The sequence below is a fragment of the [Mycobacterium] stephanolepidis genome (genome assembly GCF_002356335.1).
Classification (GTDB): domain Bacteria; phylum Actinomycetota; class Actinomycetes; order Mycobacteriales; family Mycobacteriaceae; genus Mycobacterium; species Mycobacterium stephanolepidis.
Map to the genome: position 1 here is coordinate 4,030,339 of NZ_AP018165.1, position 21,250 is coordinate 4,051,588.

A 21,250-nucleotide genomic window follows, 5' to 3' on the forward strand; every position below is an offset into this window, starting at 1 on the left:
CTCCCGCAGTGTGAGATCGAGTACCGCACTACGCGTGAATCATGCCCCGGTGCCGAACAGGATGAACACGTCCTAGCTCGAACTCACACCCTACGCAGGGAGACGAAAATGGCCACCGCAGTCAAGTCGACGAATCACAAGCCGTCCGAGACCGAGTACGAAATTTCAGGGGCCGCCGGCGCGGCCGCTGTCACCGAACACGAATTGCCGTCGACGCAAGCAAGCAACGCCGACACCGAGACCACCAACGCCGCAACACAAGCCCATGGTGAGTCCACAGTCAGTGAACTGGGTTCCGTCGATGGATTGAGCACGGACGAGTCGGAACTCGCGCCACTGGACGCCATTCTGGGTAGTTACCCCGAATTGGCCAACAGCGCCGAGGTCATCATCGGTACCGATGATCGCGTTCGGGTCGGCAACACCACCACGTTTCCCTGGCGTGCGATCTGCCACCTGATCATCACCTCCGCCAACAACCGCACCTATGTCGGAACGGGCTGGCTGATCGCTCCCCGCACCGTGATGACGGCCGGGCACTGCGTCTACATGCATGCCGATGGCGGATGGGTGCGCTCGATCCAGGTGATCCCCGGGCGCAATGCCGGTGTTCGCCCGTTCGGCACTCACGTGGGAACCGCTTTCCGCAGCGTCACCGGGTGGACCCAGAACCAGAATCGCGACAACGACTATGGCGCGATCATCCTGCCGACGTCGTCGCGTCCGGGTGATCAGACGGGATACTTCGGATTCGCCACCCGTAACGATGATTTCCTGAAGGCCGCCGCGCTGAATCTGTCCGGGTATCCCGGCGAGAAGAACGGTGAGCAGTGGTTCATGGCGCAACGCACCAAGTCGGTCTCCGACCGCGTCATCACCTACGACATCGACACCACGGGCGGCCAGAGCGGTTCACCGGTATGGGTGCTGCAGAACGGCAACCGTTACGGCGTGGGCATTCACACCAATGGCGCCAACTCGGGCAACTCGGCCACCCGGATCAGCAGCGCCGTCTTCAACAACATGTCGACGTGGAAGAGTAGCGGTATGTGACAAGGCTTTTCAGGTAATCAGAGAATCCGGACACAGGAGGATACGTGGTCGGCATCTCATTTCGCGACTCCGCCGGGCGCCCGATGGCCGGTGCTGTGATCAGCATCGACTCGGCGCCCGGCGACGTCCACGATATTGCCATGGTGGCCGACGACTGGGGCGAGGTGGTCATCTCCGCACCGCTGGCAGGCGACTATCGATTTCTTGTGTCGCACACCGGGAAAACCTTTCATGCCACGGCTCACATCGCCGAGGGACAAGATCAGCTCACGGTGACCGCCGGCTAGGTCGTCGCGGCACAGATCAGTACGCCGTCCCGCCCGACGTCGCGCGCGTGGCCGGGTAACAACCGTGCAGGCCGCTGATGAGACGGTGCGCCTCGTCAAGGTCCTTGCGCATGGCACGCAAGCGCCGATGATGCCGGGGGGCAGCGAGATTCGCATGCCGGTCAATCTGCCGCTCGGCCTTGTCGATCTGTTGAGACACATAGTCCACATGCTCATACAGCGACCGCAGCAGGACCCGAGCCTGCGCCACCGCCGCGTCTTCAGCCATGCGGGCATGGTCGCACCATTTCCCCGACTGTTCGCGCCGGCGCGGGGCGGAACGGCAAATGAACCACAACAGATGTAGTACTTCCTTGGCGAACCGCCCACCGAGCCATTGACTTCGTAATAGTTTCGATACTACTTTCGTAATAGTTTCGTAGGCGCGGAGAGGAGGCACCGTCATGGCACGTTTCTTCCGTCATGGCGAGCTGCCACTCGTGCTCCTGGCGCTGCTGGCGCAGCGGCCCATGCACGGCTATGAGCTGATGTCCGAACTATCGCGGCTCTTCGGCGCCGGTGGCTACCAACCATCACCCGGCACCGTGTATCCCGCAGTCGAAGCACTGGCCGCTGAAGGTCTCCTGATGGGCCAGACACGCGAGGGCCGGACGGTGTACCGCACATCGGCCGAGGGCGAGCGGGCACTGACCAGCAGGGCCGATGTCCTGGCGGGTGTGGAACTGCGCACCGGTGCACGGTTCGGCCGCGGCGACTCATTCGAGAAGATCCTTGCCCGGTTCTCCGCGCGGATCATGCCGTCGGCGGGACGGGTGGATCCCGCCGCGGTGGAGAAGATCCTCGATCAGGCCGCCCTGGAGATTACCGGCCTTGCCCGAGTTGACGATCGCAGGAGAGGAGCCAAGCAGTGAGCGATGACGCCTTTGAACGAGCAGTAGAACGTGCCGAACGCCGGGCCGACGAGGAGCAGCGACGGCTCGATCGAAAACGCCGGGCATGGATCGGGCAGATGAATCGAGCCGCATTCCGGATCCACGCCAGCACCTACGTCGCTGTACAGGTCCTGCTCGTGGCGATCTGGGCGCTTACCTGGCAGTTCGACCAGGGCACGGCATACCCGTGGTTCATCTATCCCCTCTTGGGCTGGGGAATCGCCCTCATCGCGCACTACGTCGTCGCCAGCTCCATCTGGCGTCATCATCCCGACACCGACCCAGAGCCCTGGCCTGCCGAGGGCGTCAACCGAGCTACCCGCGAAACACCCACCCAGGAGCCGCTATGAACACCCCCATCGGCGAAGCCACCCGACCCATCAAGACAAGGCGCATCGCGTTCCGGTATCCGACCGGTTCACTGAACCGCCACTACGTGCAGGGCGATCTGGTGATGAGCCACGTCATCGCGATGCTCTCCGCGGTGTTCCCCGAAGGGGAGGACTACTTCATCCGGTCCGTCAAACACTTCTCCGACCAGATCACCGACCCCGTGCTGAAAAAGCAGGTGGCCGGGTTCATCGGCCAGGAGGTGACACACGGGCGTGAGCATCGCGAGCTCAACGACCGACTACAGCAGATGGGGTATCCGACGGGCATCGTCGACCGGCTGACCAAGCGAGGGATGACTCTCTACACGCGGTACCTGCCGCCTCGCTTCAACCTCGCCATGACAGCGGCCCTGGAGCATTACACCGCAACGCTTGCCGAGACCCTGTTGACCGATCAGCGTGCCCAAGATCTGCTGGGCGAGGGCGAGGTCCGCTCGATGCTCCTGTGGCATGCACTGGAGGAGTCCGAACATCGCGCCGTGGCCTTCGACGTCTATCGAACCGTCGGGGGCACCGAACGCATGCGCGCATGGGCCATGCGACTGATCACGACGGTGTTCCTCTGCGGGACTCTCCTGGACACCCTGATGTCACTGCTTCTCGACAGGGCGACGTACAACCCCGTCAGGTTGTTCAGAAGCATTGCCGAACTGCGACATTCGCCCTTCGTGACCCGGGACGTACTCGACCGCGTCCGGGCCTACAACCGCCCCGGCTTCCACCCGGACGAATTCGACAACACCGAACTCGTCGAACGCTGGAACACCGAACTCTTCGGCGAGCAGGGACAGCTGGCCGGCCATCTGCGCTGAGGAGGCCCGTTGGGCACCATCTCCGCTTCCCTGAAATTACGTCGGGCCCCCTCCAGAGGGGGCCCGACCGCTGTGGCGGGTGCAGGATTCGAACCTGCGTAGGCGTAAGCCGACGGATTTACAGTCCGCTCCCATTGGCCGCTCGGGCAACCCGCCTTATCAGACGATGCAGGATACAACGATAGGGTCGTGCCAACGCAAACCGACTGGATACGGAACATACGAAGACCAGAAAGAGGGAGCAGTCATGGCGGATTCATCATTCGACATCGTGAGCAAGATCGACCGCCAGGAGGTCGACAATGCGCTCAATCAGGCGGCCAAGGAGCTGACCACACGATTCGACTTCCGTGGGACCGACACCACTATCGCCTGGAAAGGTGACGAGACCATCGAGCTGATCAGCTCCACCGAGGAGCGCCTGAAGGCAGCCGTGGACGTCTTCAAGGAAAAGCTGATCCGCCGGGATATCAGCATGAAGGCCTTCGACGCGGGCGACCCGCAGCCCAGCGGCAAGACCTACCGGCTCACCGGGACCCTCAAGCAGGGCATCGACACCGAGAACGCCAAGAAGATCAACAAGATCATCCGCGACGAGGGCCCCAAGGGTGTCAAGTCGCAGGTGCAGGGCGAAGAGATTCGGGTGTCGAGCAAGAAGCGTGACGACCTGCAGGCCGTCCAGGCACTGTTGAAGGGCTCGGACCTGGATATTGCCTTGCAGTTCGTGAACTACCGGTAAGACGATGGTCCGGTGATCTCCACATCGCACCTGATCGGCTTCGCGCTGGTCGCGTACGCCCTCATCGTGATTCCGGGACCGAGCGTGCTGTTTTCCGTTGGCCGTTCGCTCAGCCTGGGCCGCCGCGCGGGCCTGCTGAGCGTGCTGGGCAATACGGCGGGCACCGCGGTGTTCGTGGCGCCTGCGACGGCCGGACTGGGCGCCCTGCTGACCGCCTCCTCCTGGGCGCTGACGGCGGTGAAGCTGGTGGGCGCGGCCTATCTGATCTACCTTGGCGTACAGGCGATTCGGAATCGCAAGTCGCTCAACGAGGCATTGAACGCAGACCGGCCCGCGGCGGGACGACGACACGTCTTCCGGCAAGGCTTCATCGTCGGCCTGACCAACCCGAAGACGGCGCTGTTCTTCGCCGCGGTGCTGCCGCAGTTCGCCGATCCTGCCGCGGGCTCGGTGCCGACCCAGATCTTCCTCTTCGGCATTGTGTTCATCGCGATAGCTCTTGTCTCCGACAGCCTGTGGGCACTGCTGGCCAGCACCGCGCGCAATTGGTTCGCCCGTTCACCCAAGCGCCTGGAGGCAATGGGCGGTGCGGGCGGCTTCATGATCGTCGGCCTGGGCGCCGGGGTGGCGATCTCAGGTACCCACGCCTAGCGAGCCTCTGCACAGGCGGTCAGCAGCCCGGCCAGCAGTGCGCGATCGGGCCGGTACGGGGTGTTGAAACCCAACCGGTGCACCAGATCGCCGTAGCGGTCCCGCAATTGGCGTGCGCCCTGCACGGGGTCGGTCACGGTGATCGCCGCGGCATCGACGAACTCGTCGTCGATCAGGTTGGTCATCGCATCCCATTCGCCCTGTTTGGACAGCTCTTTCAGTTTCGGGCCAACCTCTGAGCGCCCGTGCAGTTCCAGGATCGGCCAGTAGGCGGGTGTGGACCCGTAGAAGGCGAGCTGCTTGCGCACCGCGGACCGCGCAGTCGCCAGCTCGGTCTCGTCGCGCCCGATGATGATCATCGGCGAATGGTGGATCTGAATGTCGGCGAGCGTCTTTCCGGACTTCTGCGCGCCGCGCGCCAGCGTCGGCACGGTGATCTGCGCGAGGTAGTCGGGTGTACAGAACGGGTGCGACAAGAAGCCGTCGGCCACCTCGCCCGCAACCTCGGTCATCCCGCTACCGACACCGGCCAACCAGATCGGGGGCGGGCCAGAGGCGCTCACCTCGGCCGGATCGGGCATGAACATCGGCGTCATGAGGGTGTTCTGGTAGAACTCACCGCGATAGTCCAGGCGCCCACGTTCCTGCCACGACTGCCAGATGGCGCGCACGGCCAGCACCATGTCACGCATCCTCGCCGCGGGACTGCTCCACGGCATGCCGAACCTACGGGTGATGTGCGGTTTGATCTGCGTGCCGAGCCCGAGGATGAATCGCCCACCCGAGTACGCCTGCAGATCCCAGCCAATATTGGCCAACAGCATCGGATTTCGCGCGAACGCGACCGCAATGGAGGTCCCCAGGGTGACATCCTTCGTGTGCTCGGCGGCCAGCAGCAGCGGCAGAAACGGGTCGTGCGCGCCCTCGAACGTCCAGATACCCGCGTATCCGGTCCCCTCGGCTTCGGCGGCATCGGCGGCCATGGTGGTCAGCCCGGTCGTGAGCGTCACATCGATCAACACCGCACTCATATTGCCGAAGTCCATATTCGCGGCGCATCGGGCCCATACCCTGGCGGGCATGGCAGCACTTCGTGAACCACAAGTCGTCGTCCTCGGGGGCGGATCCTGGGGCACCACCGTGGCCTCGATTGTGGCGCGCCGCAGCCCCACCCTGCAGTGGGCCCGTTCACCGGAAACGGTCGCGGATATCAATGAACGGCACCGCAATTCGCGATATCTGAGCGACGAGGTCGAACTGACCGAAAGCCTGCGCGCCACCTCGGATCTGCACGAGGCCATTGAGCAGGCCGACGTGGTGATCATGGGCGTTCCCTCACACAGCTTCCGCGAGGTGCTGACCGAGATCGGCCAATCTCTACGTCCGTGGGTGCCGATCGTGTCGCTGGTCAAGGGCCTTGAGCAGGGCTCGCGGATGCGGATGTCGCAGATCATCGAGGAAGTGCTGCCCGGCCACCCTGCGGGCATCCTGGCCGGGCCCAACATCGCCAAGGAGGTGGCTCGCGGGTACGCGGCCGCCGGCGTTGTCGCGATGCCCGATCAGCACCAGGCGGCGCGTCTGGGTGAGCTGTTCCGCACGTCACGCTTCCGCGTGTACAGCACCAACGATGTGGTGGGTGTGGAGATGGCGGGCGCACTCAAGAACGTCTTCGCCATCGCCAGCGGCATGGGTTACGCGATCGGCATCGGCGAGAACACCCGCGCCATGGTGATCGCTCGGGCGCTGCGGGAAATGACCAAACTCGGTGTGGCCATGGGCGGTAACCCGGAGACGTTTCCCGGCCTGGCGGGCCTGGGCGACCTCATCGTCACCTGCACGAGTGCCAGCAGCCGCAACCGGCACGTGGGCGAGGAGATCGGCAAGGGCAAGACCATCGACGAGATCATCGAATCGATGAATCAGGTGGCCGAGGGCGTGAAGGCGTCCTCAGTGGTGATGACCCTTGCCGATGAGTACGGCATCCAGATGCCGATCGCGCGTGAGGTCGACGGGGTGATCAACCACGGCTCCACGGTGGAGCAGGCCTACCGCGGACTTATGGCGGCGACTCCCGGCCACGAAGTGCACGGCACCGGATTCTGATCAGGCGGGCAGGTACTCGGGCTTCACCACATCGCGCAGCTCGGATAGCGCCACCCGGCTCTGCATCGGCCCCTCGGCGTACGCCGCCACCCGGTATGGCTCGAAGGAGAACAGCAGCGCGTCGCCGTCCAGCGAGAGTTCTTTGAAATTCCCTGGCTCCGGAACCGTTCCGGTATCGACGAATTCGGTTCCCACACCGCCGAGCTGCGCACGCAGGTCGGCACGGACCAGCGCGGAGATCTTGGGCAACGCCGTCGCCGGATCGATCAGCAGCGACCCGATGGTGATCGGCTGTTTGGTGACGCGGTCGAAGGCGAGAGTGCGAAACGCGAATCCCGGGTGATAGCCGCCGAGTGACTCGCTGATCGAGAACCGCACGCTGTCGGAGGGATGCACGCCCTTGCCCTGATACGCCTCAAAGCTGACCTGGAGCGCCCATGGCTTGCCCTCGGGCGGGGCCCCCGCACGCTCGACGGACTTGCGGAAACCAGCGCGGATATCCGCCACCAGCTCGTCGGTCGCCTTCTGCAGCTCGGGGAAGGACGAATCCCACTGGACGGGGATGAGCAGGTGTTGGGTGGCCTGCGGGGTGACCTCGTCGATGACGCAGCCCTGAGCGCCGTCCCAGCGACCGCCATGTTTGGGGCATGCGGGCTCGCCGGCGGGATCAACCGTGGCGGTGGGGGTTGTCGTCGCGGAGGCAGACGCACCGGTGGATTCCTGGGCGGGGGCGTTCGTGGGTGCTTCTCCCCTATCGCAGCCGACAAGGACGATGCCGCACAGGACGGCGATCAGCAGGTTCCCAAGACGCATGCGACCAATCTAACCAGCGGCTAGGTGGTGTAGCTGCCGCCCGGACCGACCACGAAGCCGTTCTGCCAGCGGTTGTTGACACAGGTCAACGTGCCGCCGCCGTCCAAGCCGCAGCTGACCTCGCGGTAACTCAGGCGATGCCCCGGCGCCAGGGGTTTGAAGACGTCACCACCGAGTCCGTAGATCGGCCGGTCGGTGCTGGCGAAACCGGGGGCGTTACTGCCGCTGACGAGGTTCGCCCCATTGGGCGCCCCGGGCAGCGGGCCGCTACAGCCGTAGCTGGCATCCGCGCGCTTGATCATGCAGGAGATCCCACCGGGGATGGTGAAGCCGTATGCCGTGTCCGCCAACACGCTGTAGTCCAGCGGTGACACCGGAGTGAGCCCGTTGACGTTCGGAAGCCCGGACGGGTCAAGAGGATTCGGGGTGTCTGGGTCGGCGGACGCCACGCCCGCCAGCATGACGGCGGCAATCGCGCTGGTCACAGCGCCAAGAATCGGCAGGGTACGCATCCCGTGACCATATCCAAGATCGCGCGCAATCTCGCGTCTACTGGTCAAAGACGATATCGACGCTGTCGGTGACCGGAACGGCCTGACAGGCCAGCGTCAGCCCCATCGCCAGGTCGGCATCCACCAGGGTGTCGTTGCGAAGCATCCGCACCTCGCCGCGGCGCACCGTGCAGGCACACGCGCTGCAGGCACCCTCGCGGCATGAGTACGGCGCATCGATGCCCTGGGCGAGCAGCACATCGAGCAGCGGAGTGTTCCTGGGCCATTCAACGGTGACCTGTGTGCCGTCGAGTTCCACGGTCGCCTCCGCGGTGTCCCCACCACCCTGCGGGACCACGATGTCGGCGAACGGGTCACCGGTCAGCGACTGGTAGAGCTCGATGTGAATGTGGCTGGCCGGCATTCCGACGGCCGACAACGCGGCGCGTGCCCCGTCCATGAACGGCGCCGGGCCACAGATGTAGGTGCCGTACCGGGTGTAGGCCGCGAACAACTCGGCCATGGCGTCACGGGTGGGCAATCCGCGCTCGGATTCGAGCCAATGCACCACCCGCAGCCGGTCCGGGAACTCCACCATGATGTCGTCGATCTCGGCACCGAAGATGACGCTCTGCTCATCTCTGTTCGCGTAGAACAAGTAGACCGTTCCGGCACCGCCCAGCAGCACCGACTTGGCGATGGACAGCATGGGGGTGATGCCACTGCCTGCCGCGATCAGCAAGAAGTCGCCGTCCAGAGAGCGCGGTACGAAGACCCCCGACGGGGTGAGCACGGTGATGTGATCACCCACGACGACGTTGTCGCACAGCCAGTTCGACGCGTACCCGCCGTCCGTGCGTTTGATGGTGACGACAAGGTCGTCATCGAGATGCGGTGAGCTGGACAGCGAGTAGCAGCGGGCCACCGAACCCGTCCGCTCACTGGGGATCTTCAGTGTGAGGAATTGCCCCGGCCGGTAGCGGAAGGCGTCGACGAGGGCATCGGGCACCTCGAACACCAGGGATACCGCATCCCCTGTCTCCCTGATGATCTCGACGACCTCCAGCGAATGAACATGGGGGTTACCGGTTACCTTGGGGGCATCCGGTGTGACGGTGTCTGTCATCGACGGCGCCTAGAGCTCGATACCGAAACGTGCCGCGATCTTCTTGCCCGGCCCGTACTTGCCGAGTCCGTAGAACGGTGCCATCAGATCCCCGTAGCGCGGTCCGATGATGCGCGGTATGGCGTCGAACACCCGGGCATCGGGACCGATCAACACGCGGGGCCGATTCTTCTCGACACCCCGCAGAATGATCCGTGCCGCCGAGTCCGGCCGGGTGATCGCCGCGAGCTGGAAGCCCTTTCGGACAGTTTCCCGGTCCACACCCTCGGGGATACCGCGCGCACTCGAAGCGATGTTGGTCTTGATCCCACCGGGGTGCACACAGGTGACTCCGACGGGGTACTTGGCCGCCCGGATCTCCTGACGAAGCGCCTCGGTGAAGCCACGAACAGCGAATTTCGCTGCGTTATAGGCACTCTGAGATGGGATGCCCATGAATCCAAATACCGACGACACATTGACGATGTGGCCGTCGCCCGATTCGATGAGATGCGGCAGGAAGGCCTTGGTGCCGTGCGCAACGCCCCAGAAGTTGATGTTCATCAACCAGTCGAAGTCGTCCCATTCCATGTCTTTGACGTCGGCGGACAGTGCGACCCCGGCATTGTTGAACACCAGGTTGACCTGACCGAACTCGTTCTTGACGTCGGCCGCATGGGCGTACACGGCGGCCCGGTCGGCGACGTCGAGTTCAAAGGGGATGGCGGTCGCGCCGGCCTTCTCGCAACGCCCGGCGGTATCGGCCACGCCCGCGGTGTCGATATCCGAGAGGGCCAGCCGCACGCCGCGCTGGGCCAGATTCAAGGCCAGGCTGCGGCCGATACCCGAACCGGCACCGGTGATGACGGCGACCTTGTTGTCGAAGTTCTTCATGGTTTCTCGCTTCTGTTGGGCGGAAGTGGCGGCCTAGCGTCCGGACAGACTTGGCGAGGTCTGCCGGGGACCGTCGGCGAGGGGAATGGTCTTGCGCACAGCCGGGCGCACCGCGCCGTCGAACTCATACTCGGTGGGATCGACTTTTCTTGTCTGCGACCAGTATTCGAAGGTGAATCCGGACCACAACGTCCGATTCTTGCCGTGCTCGTCCAAGTACCAGCTCTGGCAACCGCCGTTGTTCCAGACCGAACCCTGCAGCTTGCGCTGAACCTCGGCGTTGAACCGGTCCTGGGCTTCGCGGGTGGGCACAATCGCCTGGGCGTAGGCCTCATCAACGTGTTTGATGGCCTCGGTGACGTAGTGGATCTGTGACTCGATCATGAACACGATCGAGTTGTGGCCCAGCCCGGTGTTGGGGCCCAAGAGGAAGAACAGGTTGGGCATACCGGCGATGGTGATGCCGCGATGAGCGGTGACACCCTCTGCCGACCAACGGTCGCCGAGATCCTCGCCGTTTTGGCCCTTCAGATCCAGATACTTGTACGAGTCGGTGACGTGGAAGCCGGTGCCGAAGATGATGGCGTCGACCTTGCGTTCGATTCCGTCGCTGGTGACAACGCCGTCGGCGGTCACCCGCGCGATGGACTCGGTGACCAGTTCCGTCTTCGGGTTCTCGATCGCCTTGTAGTACGTGGCCGAGCCCAACAGGCGTTTGCACCCGGCCCGGTAATCCGGTGTCACCTTCCGGCGTACGTCCGGATCCGAGATCTGGCTCTTGATGTACGCACGGCCTAGCAGCTCAACGCCTTTCAGCAGGGCGGGGCGCCGGTTCATCGCGTATGCGCCGGCCTCGGCGCCGAAATACATGCCGCTGCGGAACAACGCCCGCAGACCCGGGATGCTCGCGAACGCCCGCTTGGCCGCCGGCCCGAATTCGACATTGCTGCGCGGCAGCACCCATGGGGGCGTGCGCTGGAAGAGTTTCAGCTCGCCCACCTTGCCGACGATCTCCGGGACGAACTGAATAGCGCTGGCGCCCGTACCGATGACGGCGACCTTCTTGCCGGTGAGGTCGAAGTCGTGGTTCCACTGCGCGGAATGAAAGACCGGCCCCTCGAAACGGTCGAGGCCGTCGATCTCCGGGATGCTCGGAATGTGCAGGGCGCCGACCCCCGAGATGAGGAACTGGCAGATGTACTCCTGCCCACCGTCGGTGAACACGTGCCAGCGGTACTCGTTCTCATCCCAATACCCGCGAGTGACGCGTGTGTTGAAGGTGACATGCCGGTACAAGCCGTATTTGGCGGCGACTTCCTTGAGATAGTCGAAGATCTCGGGCTGCCTGGAAAAGAGTTGATCCCAATTCGACCGCGGCTCGAACGAGAACGAGTAGAGGTGCGTAGGTACATCGCATGCCGCGCCGGGATAGGTGTTGTCGCGCCAGGTGCCACCCATTTCACCGGCCTTTTCAAGAATGAGGAACGGCACCCCCATCTTCTGCAGCGCGATCGCGGCGCCGATACCCGAGAAGCCGGTGCCGACTATCAGCGCACGGACCCGGATGGGATCGGCAGAGCCGCTGTCGATCACAGTGTCAGGCTGCTGTTCTTCGGACGGTGTATCGGTGACAGTCATGTGGCGCAATCGCTTTCTGTTTTCGAAGATGGACCCTTGGCACGGCAGAACTGGCTCATTGCCACCGGCAACGAGCCAGTTCCACTGTCGCGCTTATCGCGACTTGATCTCGGCCAGGATGTCGTCGGGCATCGCCCGCGACATCCGCAACAGTCGGCCGGTGAATTTGCCGTCCAGAAAACCGATCTCGTGCATGAAGCGCATCAACGGCTCCGAAACCCACGTCGCGTTCTCGCGGTAGTTCGGTGACGTCAGGAAGGCATACAAGCCGCGCAGGGGATGAATACCCACCGACCGGTAAGCCTTCGGGTTGAAGAGCACCGGATAGATGCCGACCACCGACAGGGCGAAGACCGCTCGGTGGAATGCGTTGGAGACCGGGCCCCGCTCGGAGATCTGACGCACCAGTTCCTCACGCGCATAGGTGATATGTCGCGCCTCTTCCAGCACGTGAATCTTCATCAGCTGACGCGCATGCGGCTGCACCGTCTCGTCCATCATCGATTCCCGCTGCGCACGGTCCAGCACCTCCTCGACCAGCAACAGGGTGCCAAGTCCCGAGGGGCCCAGCGGCACAAAACCTAGGAGCCGGATGACGCGCGTCGCAAACTTGGGATAGGTGTACGGCGCCACTCCGAGCTTGTTCACCAAGCGACCGAACATGGTGGAGTGCCGCGCTTCCTCGCTGATCTCGGTCAACGCGTAACGACCGTGATCGGTCGCTCCCCCGTTCTGCTCGACAACCTGCCGCCAGAGCATGGCGCTCAGACCGGTCTCTACGTAGATGCCGAAGCTGAGCACGGAGCCGAGCTCATGGCGCGTCAGCTCGACGCGCTGTTCCTGAGTCAGCTTGTCCCACAGCTTGGTGCCATACAGCGACGTCCGGCGCGGCGTGGTCCAGTACAAGCCGGGCACTACGGGGGCGTCCCAATCGATGTCGACCTCGCCGTCGTAGGCACGCTCCGCAGCCGAACGCAGCAGTCGTTGCGCAGTCTTCTGCCGGTCGCCCACGGTCTTGCCCCGCACCGATGAGGCGCCGGCCTCATGCAGTGCTGCTGGTTGGTCGATGGTCGTCATTGATCCCGCCCTCCAATTTTATGCATTACTTTTAGTACCCGTTACTTTGAGTCTTAGCGTTATGCCCTGGTTTGTCAATCCCCGGCGCGGGATCACAAAAGGCCGCGACCTCCGAGAATCGACCTCGCGGCGCCGGTCGTGAACATTCCTGCGTCCTGGGCGATGTCGAGATACCGCCGCAACAACACCCGGTTCCGGTGGCGGCTGTTCTCGCTCCGCGCGGCCGCCCTGCGGCCGGCCCGCTCGGTCAGGCCCACACTGCGGTACACCTGCGGACGCACGATCAGCGAGGTCGCCAACACCGTCAGCAGCGCAACCGAGACGTCCGCCGGAGCCGGGGGCAGATACCTCCGGGCATCCACGGCGCGGTACAGCTCGTCCTCGGCGAATTCGAGCTGACGGCGGCCAACCAGAACACAGATCTTTGCGACCTGCCGGACTACGGGCTGCGCCTGCTCATCGGCCTCGAGCTCACTCATCAGCTGATGAATCAATCTGTGCAGCAAGAGGATGAATCCGCGACCGAGTGGACCATGCGGAATGAGCGGCACGAGAAAACGCTGCAGGCGCTGCACGGCCATCGGCGCGGGCGCAAGCTCCAACCCCGTCTTGTTGATCAGCCGGCCGACCATGGTCGCGTTGCGGCTGATATCGCGAACGCTGGCCAGCAAAAAGCGGCTGTAGTCATCGGCCAGCGTGTTGCCTTCGATGACATCCCGGAACATCAGGGACGCGAGCGCACCCTGCGCATCCACGACGAAACTCAGCAGACTGACCAGCTCCTGGCGTGCCAATTCGTCGCGCTGTTCAACCGACAGCGCATCCCACTCGGGGGTGCCATAGAGCGAAACCCGATGGGATGCCAGCCAATGCATCCCGGAGCTCAGCGGCGCATCCCAGTCGATGTCCAGCTCGGGGTCGTAGCTGAGCTCTGTGGCTTCGAAGAGCAATCGGCGCGCCGTCTTGAGGCGATCGCCCACCCGGCGACGACGCGTGGGAACGCCCCCGTCCACCGTGGTGGCCTGACCGAACTCGTAGTCGGTGTAGTTGATGTCTTTGTAACTACTGGACGTCACGTCGCTGTCCTCTGATCACCCAAGGTTTAGTACCCGTATTAAATAGTATCGGGTACTCTTTGTTACGCATATGTCAGCGAGCTTGCCGGGCGGCGTCCCGGTTGTCAAGAGGAGAGTCATGACCCTTCCCCGACAGGACGACACCAACAGCGTCTTCAGCCATAGCCCGCATGACGATTCGGATTACATCGGTGAGGCGACGGTGACCGTTCGCGGTGTCGAGATACCGGTCCAGCTGGAGCTCAAGGGGTACAGCGAGCCGATCGACGGCATTTACCGCTGGATCGGCCGCATCAGACCCAACGAACAACTGAGCGCGATCGTCGGTGACGAGGCACGCGTGAATGCCACGATCCGCACCACGCATAGCGCACGGGATGCCTTCATCGGTGACCCCGACCCGTGGAATCGGTACCGGGTGATCGGGAAGAGCACCCCGCCTTTCCACGTCGCCACCGATCTCTCGGAAGTCGAACCGGAATAAGGACTTTGGCCCTTATTGTCGTCGAGCGCGAATCAGCGCGACGAGTTCGCGCTCAGCCTCGTGCAAGGGTTGCACCGAGCGCGCCGCCCGCGCCTGCAACAGCGCCCCCTCGATTGCGCTGACAATCAGCGACGCCACGCCGTCTGCGCCGTCGACCACGCCCGAGTCCCGCAATGAACCCTCCAGCTGTGCCCGCATCCCCAGGAACGCGTCGTGGGCCGCGGTCCGGATCTGCTCCTCCCCCGGACCCGCGAGCGCGGCCGCCGCATGAGGGCATCCGGTGTCGAAGCCGTGGGTCTGCAGCTGGTTCGTCCACCACGTGATGAATTTGGCGAGGACATACTCGACATCGCCACGCGCCCGCAGCGCGCCAAGGAACGCGTTGGCCTGCGCCGAGGCCTCCCGCTCGGCCTCGGCGATGAGTTCACCCTTCCCCTCCGGGAAGTGCTGATATATGGAGTTCCGGGCCGTACCGCTGCGTTTAAGCAGATCAGCGAGGCCGGTGCCGTACACCCCGCGTTCGCGCATCATCGCGATCGCGCTATCGATCAGTCGCTGCCGTGGACCCGGTGTCACCTCAGCCTCCTCACCCAAATGGACCGATCGGTCCATGCCCTGCTAGCGTCGATATGGACCAATCAGTCTACGCGGAAGGCACGGCATGACCATCGAAATCGAGAACCTGTCCGGGCTCGAACTGCTGCAGAGCATGGGTGGAACTCCGGAGGCGACGCCACCCATTTCCCGGCTACTCGGGATGCAGATGGAAGAAATCAGCTTCGGTTCCGTCGCATTCAGCGTGGTCACCCGGCCCGAGTTCGCCAATCCCCTCGGCACCCTGCACGGCGGGATCTGCGCGACGCTGCTCGACTCCGTCATGGGTTGCGCCGTGCACTCCACACTGGAAGCTGGAATCGGTTACGGGACACTCGAACTCAAGGTCAACTATGTCCGTACCGTCGCCACCGACGGGGAAAAGCTGATAGCGACGGGCACGGTCTTGCACCCAGGCCGGAGGGTCGCGACCGCCGAGGGCAAGGTTGTCGACTCCCACGGCAGGCTGGTCGCACACGGGACCACCACGGTGATGGTGTATCGCTGATGAGCGCCACCGACGACTTTCTGCGAGCCTCGTCGGCCGTCGGGACACTGATCACGGCGATACTCCCGGAGCAATGGGATGAGCCGACGCCGAGCGCCGAGTGGAATCTGTGCCAGCTGGTCAACCACCTGATCGACGTGAACTATTCACTGTCCGAGCGCCTCGGCGGGCCCGGTGGCGGCGCTGACGACGATCCCGCCGCGGCGTATCAGCAGTCGGTAGTGGCATTGAGCGACACGCTGGCACGCCCCGGAGTGCTCGAGCAGACCTATCCGGGCCCGTTCGCCCACACGACCGGCGACAACCAGCTTCGGATCCGGATGGCCGACCTGTTGACCCACGGCTGGGACCTGGCCCAGTCCACCGGCGTTCCCGTGGACCTGCCCGCCGACCTCGTCGAAAATGCGCTGGGCCTGGTTGAGAAGCGTGCCGAAGCATTCGCACGGTCGGGGAAGTTCGGTACCCCACAGCCCGTTGACCCGGATGCGCCGGTACTCGACAGGCTGGCCGCGCAGACCGGGCGCACGGTTCGGTAGCCGTCCGGACGTCAGAAGCGGGCCATCTCCTCAAGGCGCGCAATGCGATCAGCCATCGGCGGGTGTGTCGAGAACAGCGACGCCACCCGGTCGCCGGCCCGGAACGGGTTGGCGATCATCAGGTGCGACTGGCTGGCCAGTTGCGGCTCCGGCGGCAAGGGTGCGGCCTGCACCCCGCCGGAGATCTTGCGCAGGGCCGAGGCCAGCGCCAGCGGATCTCCGGTCAGTTCGGCACCACTCTGGTCGGCCTGATACTCCCGTGAGCGGGACACCGCCATCTTCACCACCGTGGCAGCCACCGGCCCCAGCATCGAAACCAGGAACAGGGCAAAGGGATTCGGGCGGTCTTCGCCGCCACCACCGAAGAAGTTCATGAACATGGCCATATTGGCCAGCCCTGAGATGACGGCCGCGAGCGCACCCGCCACACTCGAGATCAGGATGTCGCGGTTGTAGACATGCGAGAGTTCGTGGCCCAGCACGGCGCGCAGCTCACGCTCGGAGAGCAGATCGATGATGCCTGTCGTGCAGCAGACCGCCGCATTACGCGGATTGCGGCCCGTTGCAAAGGCATTGGGCGCATTGGTGTCGCTGATGTACAGCCTGGGCATCGGCTGGCGTGCAACAGTCGCCAGCTCGCGCACGATCCGGTACATCGCGGGCTGCTGCAGCTCCGTCACCGGCTGGGCGTGCATGGCACGCAACGCCAAGGTGTCGCTTTTGAAGTACACGTACGCATTCATGCCGACGGCAAACAGAACGGCCAGCAGCAGGATGCTCTTGCTGTGGAACAGCGAGCCGATGAACACGATCATCGCCGACATGCCGCCCAGCAGGAGCACTGTCTTCAGTCCGTTGGCGTGGCTCGGTCCTGCCGTCGACATGAGCTTCCCTTCCGTCTACTGGGTTCACCCAAGCTAACGAAGCAGGGCGCGCTCGGGTTCCGCGAGCTCAGCCGTGACGACGGACGGTGTATTCGATTAGCACGCCCAACGCGTCGCGGGCAGCACCCGGGGGCAGCTCGACCAGCTCGACCTTGGCGCGATCGGCGTAATCCAGAACCACGGACTTTGCCTGAACCAGCCCGTTCGATCCCCGCAACAGCGTCAACGCCTCTTCCACCTCGGCATCGTCGGTGATCGGCGCGGCCAGCAGAACACGCAGCCGATCGGCCTCCGGCCCGGTATCGCGCAGGGCGTACAGCATCGGCAGCGTGTGCACCCCCTCGCGCAGGTCGGTGCCGGGCGTCTTACCGGACTCGTCGGTGAGGCTCTCGATGTCGATGATGTCGTCGGAGATCTGGAATGCGGTCCCGACGATGGCACCCAGGCGGCTCAGCCGCTCGATCTGCTCGTCATCGCACCGGGAGGTCATGCCGCCGAAGCGCCCGGTCGCCGCGATCAGCGATCCGGTCTTCTCGTGGATCACCTTGAGGTAGTGCTCGGTCTCGTCACCGCCCTCCGGCACCCCGGCGGTCTCCCGCATCTGGCCCGTCACCAGTTCGGCGAAGGTCTCGGCGACGATCCGCACCGCGGTGGGCCCCAGCCGGGACACCAGCCGCGAGGCCGTGGCCAGCAGATAGTCCCCGGCGAGAATGGCGACGTTGTTACCCCAGCGAGCGTTGGCGCTGGGCACGCCGCGACGCTTCTGCGCCTCATCCATGACGTCGTCGTGGTAGAGCGTGGCCAGGTGAATGAGCTCACACACCGCGCCGGCGAGGATCACCTCGTCGTTGTCCGGATCGGGTCCGGTCTGGGCGGCGAGCACCGTGAACAGCGGGCGGAAGCGCTTACCGCCTGCGTGGAAAAGGTGCAGCACCGACTCCGTCAACAGCGGGTCCGACTGCCCAAGCTCGGTCACGATGAGGGTTTCGATCGCGGCCAAATGGTCGCGCACCTTCGCGGCGAATACGGGATCACCGAGGTCAACTCCGGCCACCGTGGTCGAGTTACTCACCGGTCCAACATACTGGGAAGGTGCAGACGTCAGCGGACCTGGTCGTCGTCGGTGCCGGACCAGCCGGATCGGCGGCCGCGGCATGGGCGGCACGCTCCGGGCGTGAGGTGGTCCTGGTCGATTCGGCGGTGTTCCCCCGAGACAAGACCTGCGGCGACGGGCTGACCCCGCGCGCCGTCGAACAACTGGAGCTGCTGGGGCTGAAACCATGGCTCGACGAGCACATCCGATACCAGGGCCTGCGCCTACACGGATTTGGCGGCAACATCGAAGTGCCTTGGCCCGGGCCATCTTTCGGCGGCACCGGCAGCGCCGTGCGCCGCACCGAGTTGGACGACAAGATCAGGCAGGTGGCCGTGGATTCCGGGGCCAAGATGGCCGAATCCACCAAGGCCGTTGACGTCGAGCGCGACTCCGCGGGCCGGGTCACCTCGGTACAGGTGCTCGACGACAGTGGCCCCGGCGAGATCGCCTGCAAGGCCGTCATCGTCGCCGACGGTGTGCGCTCCCCCCTGGGGAAGGTCCTCGGACGCGAGTGGCACAAGGACACCGTGTACGCCGTCGCGGGACGCGCGTACATCGCGTCGGCGCGCGGAGACGAGGAGTGGATGACCTCGCACCTGGAACTGCGTTCACCCGAAGGCGAGGTGCTCCCCGGGTACGGCTGGATCTTCCCGCTGGGCGGCGGGCAGATCAACATCGGTGTCGGCGCTCTCGCCACCTCCAAGCGCCCCGCCGATGCCGCGTTGCGGCCGCTCATCGAGTACTACACCGAGCTGCGGCGCGAAGACTTCGGGCTCAGTGGCCGCCTGCACTCCATCGCCTCGGCGCTGCTGCCGATGGGCGGCGCGGTGTCCGGCGTCGCGGGCCCCAACTGGATGCTCATCGGCGACGCCGCCGCATGCGTCAACCCGCTCAACGGCGAAGGCATCGATTACGGGCTGGAGACCGGCCATCTGGCCGCCGAGGTGCTCGACGCCGACGACTACGCACAGCTGTGGCCGGAGCTGCTCCGGGACCGGTATGGCCGCTCGTTCTCGATCGCGCGGCGGCTCGCGGCGCTGCTGACCCTGCCGCGCTTTCTGCCCGTCATGGGCCCGGTCGGCATGCGCTCTCAGGTGCTGATGCGAGTCGCGGTGCGGCTCATGGGAAACCTGGTGACCGACGAAGACCACGACGCGGTGGCGCGCGCCTGGCGGGTGGCCGGTGGCGGCTCACGCCGCATCGACTCGCGTCCGCCGTTCAGCTGATGGCTGCATGCGGTCAGAGCGTGGCCACATGCAGGGCGACGATGCCGCCAGTGAGGTTGCGCCACCGCACATTCGACCATCCGGCCGAGATGATCTGCTGCGCCAACGCCTCCTGATCGGGCCATGCCCGGATCGATTCGGCCAGATACACGTACGCGTCCGGATTGCTGCTGACAGCGCGCGCCACGGAGGGCAGCGTCTTCATCAGATACTCCATGTACAGCGTGCGGAACGGCCGGTTGACCGGAGTCGAGAATTCACACACCGCAAGGCGGCCACCGGGTTTGGTGACGCGGGCCATCTCCCGCAGTCCCTCGACGTGATCGACGACGTTGCGCAGGCCGAAGCTGATGGTGACCGCATCGAACGAGTGATCCGCGAACGGCAGCCGGGTCGCGTCTCCGGCCACCTTGGGCACGGTGCGATGCGCACCGGCCTTGAGCATGCCGACCGAGAAATCCGCCGCCACACACCAGGCCCCGGACTGGGTGAGTTCTGCCGTCGAGACCGCGGTGCCCGCGGCGATGTCGAGCACCTTGTCACCGGGCTTCAGTTTGAGCGATTCGCGGGTGGCGCGGCGCCAGGCGCGGTCACGGCCGAAGGACAGCACGGTGTTGGTGATGTCGTATCGCTTGGCCACCGCATCGAACATGGACGCGACCTCGTGCGGGTCCTTCTCCAGGGTGGCGCGGTTCATACCGTGACGGTACAGCGCACTAGGCCGTCATGATGCCGCGGCCCAGGGTGGTGCCCGCCGCGGCGGCGTAGTGCTCAAGCAGCTCATCACAGATGGCGGGCCAGGTGCGTGAGAGCACTCCCCGGCGGGCGGCCGCCGAGAATCGGCTGCGCGTCGCCGGCTGCACCAGGTGATCGACGGCCATTCCCAGCCGCGCCTCGAAATCGGTCACCGGCAGCAGCATTCCGTTGCGTCCCGGGATCACGAGGTCACGCGGCCCACCGGCATCCGGAGCGATGGCCGGGACCCCGCTGGCCAGCGCCTCCTGCACCGCCTGACAGAACGTTTCGTGCTCGCCCGGGTGAATGAAGACATCGAGACTCGCGTATGCCCGCGACAGCGCCGACCCGGTCAGCTCCCCGGTGAAAATTGCTGTGGGCATCAGCTTTTCGAGTGCGTCACGCTCCACGCCCCCACCCACGATGACGAGCTGCAGGTCGTCGCGCTGAGCCAGCACGGCCAGGCGTTCCACATGTTTTTCGGGAGCGAGACGGCCGACGAACCCGATGATCGGCTTGCCCTCGGGCGACCAGGAGTGGCGCAGATCCTCATCACGCGCCGAGGGCGCGAAGCGTTCGATGTCGACACCGCGTGACCACCGAAACACTCGCGGTATTCCGTGCGCGGCAAGATCTTCCATCGCAGAAGACGACGGGGCCAAGGTGCGGTCCGCACGGCCGTGCAGATGCTTGGTCCAGCGCCAGGCCGCACGAGCGGCGAAACCGGCGCCGTAGCTGTCGGCAAAACCCGCCACATCGGTCTGGTAGACCGCGACGCTGGGAATGTCGAGATGCTGGGCAGCACGCAACCCGCCGTATCCCAGGACGAAGGGTGAGGCCAGGTGCACCACGTCGGGCGCGAAATCACGAAGGATCCGCACCATGCGTGGCTGCGGCACGCCCAGCGGCAGGGTGCTCACCTTCGGAAACATGACGGCCGGCACCCGATGCACGGGCACTCCGTCGTATTCGGTACCGGCGGGGGCCTGTCCACGGGGGGTGTCCGGTGCGATGACGACGGCCTCATGCCCGGTGCGGCGGAGGTGCTCCAGCACCCGCAGCACCGAGTTGGAAACTCCGTTGACGTTCGGCAAGAACGACTCGGCGACGATCGCGATGCGCAC

Annotated in this window: 26 protein-coding genes and 1 tRNA gene; 12 read left to right on the forward strand and 15 right to left on the reverse strand. The window is 64.8% G+C overall.

What is annotated here, in order from left to right:
* The first annotated feature begins 108 nt into the window (after nt 1–108).
* Together MSTE_RS20085 and MSTE_RS20090 are read left to right on the forward strand one after the other, a co-directional pair.
* Nucleotides 109–1,053, forward strand: coding sequence for a trypsin-like serine peptidase (locus MSTE_RS20085; protein WP_096503855.1), 945 nt, complete (start codon nt 109–111; stop codon nt 1,051–1,053).
* Nucleotides 1,054–1,097: 44 nt separating this feature from the next.
* The gene (locus MSTE_RS20090; RefSeq protein ID WP_157997724.1) at nt 1,098–1,340 is read left to right on the forward strand and encodes a hypothetical protein; all 243 of its coding nucleotides are present in this window, start codon (nt 1,098–1,100) and stop codon (nt 1,338–1,340) included.
* Nucleotides 1,341–1,356: 16 nt separating this feature from the next.
* Here MSTE_RS20090 and MSTE_RS20095 read toward each other — a convergent pair whose 3' ends face one another.
* On the reverse strand, nt 1,357–1,608 hold the full coding sequence (locus MSTE_RS20095; RefSeq protein ID WP_231896931.1) for a hypothetical protein: 252 nt from the start codon (nt 1,606–1,608) through the stop codon (nt 1,357–1,359).
* A gap of 175 nt (nt 1,609–1,783) precedes the next feature.
* Here MSTE_RS20095 and MSTE_RS20100 point away from each other — a divergent pair, with 175 nt between their 5' ends.
* From MSTE_RS20100 to MSTE_RS20110, 3 genes are read left to right on the forward strand one after another with little or no spacing between them, the layout of a single operon-like run.
* Nucleotides 1,784–2,251 carry a PadR family transcriptional regulator gene (locus tag MSTE_RS20100; protein ID WP_096503859.1) on the forward strand — a complete coding sequence of 156 codons (468 nt, stop codon included), beginning with the start codon at nt 1,784–1,786 and terminating at the stop codon, nt 2,249–2,251.
* Nucleotides 2,248–2,622, forward strand: coding sequence for a 2TM domain-containing protein (locus tag MSTE_RS20105; protein WP_096503861.1), 375 nt, complete (start codon nt 2,248–2,250; stop codon nt 2,620–2,622). Before MSTE_RS20100 ends, MSTE_RS20105 begins: the two co-directional genes overlap by 4 nt.
* A complete protein-coding gene (locus tag MSTE_RS20110) occupies nt 2,619–3,476 on the forward strand; it encodes a metal-dependent hydrolase (protein WP_096503863.1) in 858 nt (285 codons plus the stop codon). Before MSTE_RS20105 ends, MSTE_RS20110 begins: the two co-directional genes overlap by 4 nt.
* A gap of 73 nt (nt 3,477–3,549) precedes the next feature.
* On the opposite strand, the gene MSTE_RS20115 is transcribed toward MSTE_RS20110, so the two are convergent.
* Nucleotides 3,550–3,632 (reverse strand) — tRNA-Tyr (locus MSTE_RS20115).
* A 91-nt stretch (nt 3,633–3,723) separates the two neighbouring features.
* On the opposite strand from MSTE_RS20115, the gene MSTE_RS20120 reads away from it, so the two are divergent.
* Nucleotides 3,724–4,215, forward strand: a complete 492-nt coding sequence (locus MSTE_RS20120; RefSeq protein ID WP_030096586.1) for a YajQ family cyclic di-GMP-binding protein — start codon at nt 3,724–3,726, stop codon at nt 4,213–4,215.
* Nucleotides 4,216–4,227: 12 nt separating this feature from the next.
* Complete coding sequence (locus tag MSTE_RS20125) at nt 4,228–4,866, forward strand: LysE family translocator (RefSeq protein ID WP_096503865.1); 639 nt, start codon at nt 4,228–4,230, stop codon at nt 4,864–4,866.
* On the opposite strand, the gene MSTE_RS20130 is transcribed toward MSTE_RS20125, so the two are convergent.
* Nucleotides 4,863–5,912 (reverse strand): TIGR03617 family F420-dependent LLM class oxidoreductase, encoded by a 1,050-nt coding sequence (locus MSTE_RS20130; protein WP_162291691.1) that lies wholly within the window; start codon nt 5,910–5,912, stop codon nt 4,863–4,865. The genes MSTE_RS20125 and MSTE_RS20130 overlap by 4 nt on opposite strands.
* Nucleotides 5,913–5,946: 34 nt before the next feature.
* Here MSTE_RS20130 and MSTE_RS20135 point away from each other — a divergent pair, with 34 nt between their 5' ends.
* Nucleotides 5,947–6,969 (forward strand): NAD(P)H-dependent glycerol-3-phosphate dehydrogenase, encoded by a 1,023-nt coding sequence (locus MSTE_RS20135; RefSeq protein ID WP_030096583.1) that lies wholly within the window; start codon nt 5,947–5,949, stop codon nt 6,967–6,969.
* Here MSTE_RS20135 and MSTE_RS20140 read toward each other — a convergent pair whose 3' ends face one another.
* The 7 genes from MSTE_RS20140 to MSTE_RS20170 form a co-directional block, all read right to left on the reverse strand.
* Nucleotides 6,970–7,782, reverse strand: a complete 813-nt coding sequence (locus tag MSTE_RS20140) for an RsiV family protein (RefSeq protein ID WP_096503867.1) — start codon at nt 7,780–7,782, stop codon at nt 6,970–6,972.
* A gap of 20 nt (nt 7,783–7,802) precedes the next feature.
* Complete coding sequence (locus MSTE_RS20145; RefSeq protein ID WP_096503869.1) at nt 7,803–8,294, reverse strand: hypothetical protein; 492 nt, start codon at nt 8,292–8,294, stop codon at nt 7,803–7,805.
* A gap of 37 nt (nt 8,295–8,331) precedes the next feature.
* Complete coding sequence (locus tag MSTE_RS20150) at nt 8,332–9,399, reverse strand: ferredoxin--NADP reductase (RefSeq protein ID WP_096503871.1); 1,068 nt, start codon at nt 9,397–9,399, stop codon at nt 8,332–8,334.
* A 9-nt stretch (nt 9,400–9,408) separates the two neighbouring features.
* On the reverse strand, nt 9,409–10,272 hold the full coding sequence (locus tag MSTE_RS20155) for an SDR family NAD(P)-dependent oxidoreductase (protein ID WP_070915478.1): 864 nt from the start codon (nt 10,270–10,272) through the stop codon (nt 9,409–9,411).
* A 33-nt stretch (nt 10,273–10,305) separates the two neighbouring features.
* Entirely contained in the window at nt 10,306–11,910 is a 1,605-nt protein-coding gene (locus MSTE_RS20160) for a flavin-containing monooxygenase (protein ID WP_096503873.1), read from the reverse strand.
* A 93-nt stretch (nt 11,911–12,003) separates the two neighbouring features.
* The gene (locus tag MSTE_RS20165; RefSeq protein ID WP_096503875.1) at nt 12,004–12,987 is read right to left on the reverse strand and encodes an AurF N-oxygenase family protein; all 984 of its coding nucleotides are present in this window, start codon (nt 12,985–12,987) and stop codon (nt 12,004–12,006) included.
* A 92-nt stretch (nt 12,988–13,079) separates the two neighbouring features.
* Entirely contained in the window at nt 13,080–14,063 is a 984-nt protein-coding gene (locus tag MSTE_RS20170) for a diiron oxygenase (protein WP_096503877.1), read from the reverse strand.
* A 118-nt stretch (nt 14,064–14,181) separates the two neighbouring features.
* Between MSTE_RS20170 and MSTE_RS20175 the strand changes: the two genes are divergently transcribed.
* A complete protein-coding gene (locus MSTE_RS20175; RefSeq protein ID WP_096503879.1) occupies nt 14,182–14,547 on the forward strand; it encodes a DUF4873 domain-containing protein in 366 nt (121 codons plus the stop codon).
* A gap of 12 nt (nt 14,548–14,559) precedes the next feature.
* Here MSTE_RS20175 and MSTE_RS20180 read toward each other — a convergent pair whose 3' ends face one another.
* Nucleotides 14,560–15,159 carry a TetR/AcrR family transcriptional regulator gene (locus tag MSTE_RS20180; RefSeq protein WP_096503881.1) on the reverse strand — a complete coding sequence of 200 codons (600 nt, stop codon included), beginning with the start codon at nt 15,157–15,159 and terminating at the stop codon, nt 14,560–14,562.
* A 49-nt stretch (nt 15,160–15,208) separates the two neighbouring features.
* On the opposite strand from MSTE_RS20180, the gene MSTE_RS20185 reads away from it, so the two are divergent.
* Together MSTE_RS20185 and MSTE_RS20190 are read left to right on the forward strand one after the other, a co-directional pair.
* On the forward strand, nt 15,209–15,649 hold the full coding sequence (locus MSTE_RS20185; RefSeq protein WP_096503883.1) for a PaaI family thioesterase: 441 nt from the start codon (nt 15,209–15,211) through the stop codon (nt 15,647–15,649).
* The gene (locus tag MSTE_RS20190) at nt 15,649–16,185 is read left to right on the forward strand and encodes a TIGR03086 family metal-binding protein (RefSeq protein WP_096503885.1); all 537 of its coding nucleotides are present in this window, start codon (nt 15,649–15,651) and stop codon (nt 16,183–16,185) included. Before MSTE_RS20185 ends, MSTE_RS20190 begins: the two co-directional genes overlap by 1 nt.
* Before the next feature lie 11 nt (nt 16,186–16,196).
* Here the strand turns inward: MSTE_RS20190 and htpX are convergent, their stop codons facing one another.
* Together htpX and MSTE_RS20200 are read right to left on the reverse strand one after the other, a co-directional pair.
* Entirely contained in the window at nt 16,197–17,069 is an 873-nt protein-coding gene (gene htpX / locus MSTE_RS20195) for a zinc metalloprotease HtpX (RefSeq protein WP_096503887.1), read from the reverse strand.
* A gap of 67 nt (nt 17,070–17,136) precedes the next feature.
* On the reverse strand, nt 17,137–18,123 hold the full coding sequence (locus tag MSTE_RS20200; RefSeq protein ID WP_096506157.1) for a polyprenyl synthetase family protein: 987 nt from the start codon (nt 18,121–18,123) through the stop codon (nt 17,137–17,139).
* A gap of 38 nt (nt 18,124–18,161) precedes the next feature.
* Between MSTE_RS20200 and menJ the strand changes: the two genes are divergently transcribed.
* A complete protein-coding gene (gene menJ / locus MSTE_RS20205; RefSeq protein WP_096503889.1) occupies nt 18,162–19,391 on the forward strand; it encodes a menaquinone reductase in 1,230 nt (409 codons plus the stop codon).
* Between the two features lie 13 nt (nt 19,392–19,404).
* Here the strand turns inward: menJ and MSTE_RS20210 are convergent, their stop codons facing one another.
* A complete protein-coding gene (locus MSTE_RS20210) occupies nt 19,405–20,088 on the reverse strand; it encodes a demethylmenaquinone methyltransferase (RefSeq protein ID WP_030096568.1) in 684 nt (227 codons plus the stop codon).
* Between the two features lie 19 nt (nt 20,089–20,107).
* The gene (locus MSTE_RS20215) at nt 20,108–21,250 is read right to left on the reverse strand and encodes a glycosyltransferase family 4 protein (RefSeq protein ID WP_096503891.1); all 1,143 of its coding nucleotides are present in this window, start codon (nt 21,248–21,250) and stop codon (nt 20,108–20,110) included.

What these genes read in the sequence shown, in the direction of transcription:
- MSTE_RS20165 (WP_096503875.1), bottom strand. Translation starts at nt 12,987, where the DNA reads ATGACGACCATCGACCAACCAGCAGCACTGCATGAGGCCGGCGCCTCA.
- MSTE_RS20155 (WP_070915478.1), bottom strand. Translation starts at nt 10,272, where the DNA reads ATGAAGAACTTCGACAACAAGGTCGCCGTCATCACCGGTGCCGGTTCG.
- MSTE_RS20190 (WP_096503885.1), top strand. Translation starts at nt 15,649, where the DNA reads ATGAGCGCCACCGACGACTTTCTGCGAGCCTCGTCGGCCGTCGGGACA.
- htpX (WP_096503887.1), bottom strand. Translation starts at nt 17,069, where the DNA reads ATGTCGACGGCAGGACCGAGCCACGCCAACGGACTGAAGACAGTGCTC.
- MSTE_RS20145 (WP_096503869.1), bottom strand. Translation starts at nt 8,294, where the DNA reads ATGCGTACCCTGCCGATTCTTGGCGCTGTGACCAGCGCGATTGCCGCC.
- MSTE_RS20150 (WP_096503871.1), bottom strand. Translation starts at nt 9,399, where the DNA reads ATGACAGACACCGTCACACCGGATGCCCCCAAGGTAACCGGTAACCCC.
- MSTE_RS20140 (WP_096503867.1), bottom strand. Translation starts at nt 7,782, where the DNA reads ATGCGTCTTGGGAACCTGCTGATCGCCGTCCTGTGCGGCATCGTCCTT.
- MSTE_RS20110 (WP_096503863.1), top strand. Translation starts at nt 2,619, where the DNA reads ATGAACACCCCCATCGGCGAAGCCACCCGACCCATCAAGACAAGGCGC.
- MSTE_RS20085 (WP_096503855.1), top strand. Translation starts at nt 109, where the DNA reads ATGGCCACCGCAGTCAAGTCGACGAATCACAAGCCGTCCGAGACCGAG.
- MSTE_RS20180 (WP_096503881.1), bottom strand. Translation starts at nt 15,159, where the DNA reads ATGGACCGATCGGTCCATTTGGGTGAGGAGGCTGAGGTGACACCGGGT.
- MSTE_RS20185 (WP_096503883.1), top strand. Translation starts at nt 15,209, where the DNA reads ATGACCATCGAAATCGAGAACCTGTCCGGGCTCGAACTGCTGCAGAGC.
- MSTE_RS20120 (WP_030096586.1), top strand. Translation starts at nt 3,724, where the DNA reads ATGGCGGATTCATCATTCGACATCGTGAGCAAGATCGACCGCCAGGAG.
- MSTE_RS20175 (WP_096503879.1), top strand. Translation starts at nt 14,182, where the DNA reads ATGACCCTTCCCCGACAGGACGACACCAACAGCGTCTTCAGCCATAGC.
- MSTE_RS20100 (WP_096503859.1), top strand. Translation starts at nt 1,784, where the DNA reads ATGGCACGTTTCTTCCGTCATGGCGAGCTGCCACTCGTGCTCCTGGCG.
- MSTE_RS20135 (WP_030096583.1), top strand. Translation starts at nt 5,947, where the DNA reads ATGGCAGCACTTCGTGAACCACAAGTCGTCGTCCTCGGGGGCGGATCC.
- MSTE_RS20130 (WP_162291691.1), bottom strand. Translation starts at nt 5,912, where the DNA reads ATGGACTTCGGCAATATGAGTGCGGTGTTGATCGATGTGACGCTCACG.
- MSTE_RS20095 (WP_231896931.1), bottom strand. Translation starts at nt 1,608, where the DNA reads ATGGCTGAAGACGCGGCGGTGGCGCAGGCTCGGGTCCTGCTGCGGTCG.
- MSTE_RS20160 (WP_096503873.1), bottom strand. Translation starts at nt 11,910, where the DNA reads ATGACTGTCACCGATACACCGTCCGAAGAACAGCAGCCTGACACTGTG.
- MSTE_RS20210 (WP_030096568.1), bottom strand. Translation starts at nt 20,088, where the DNA reads ATGAACCGCGCCACCCTGGAGAAGGACCCGCACGAGGTCGCGTCCATG.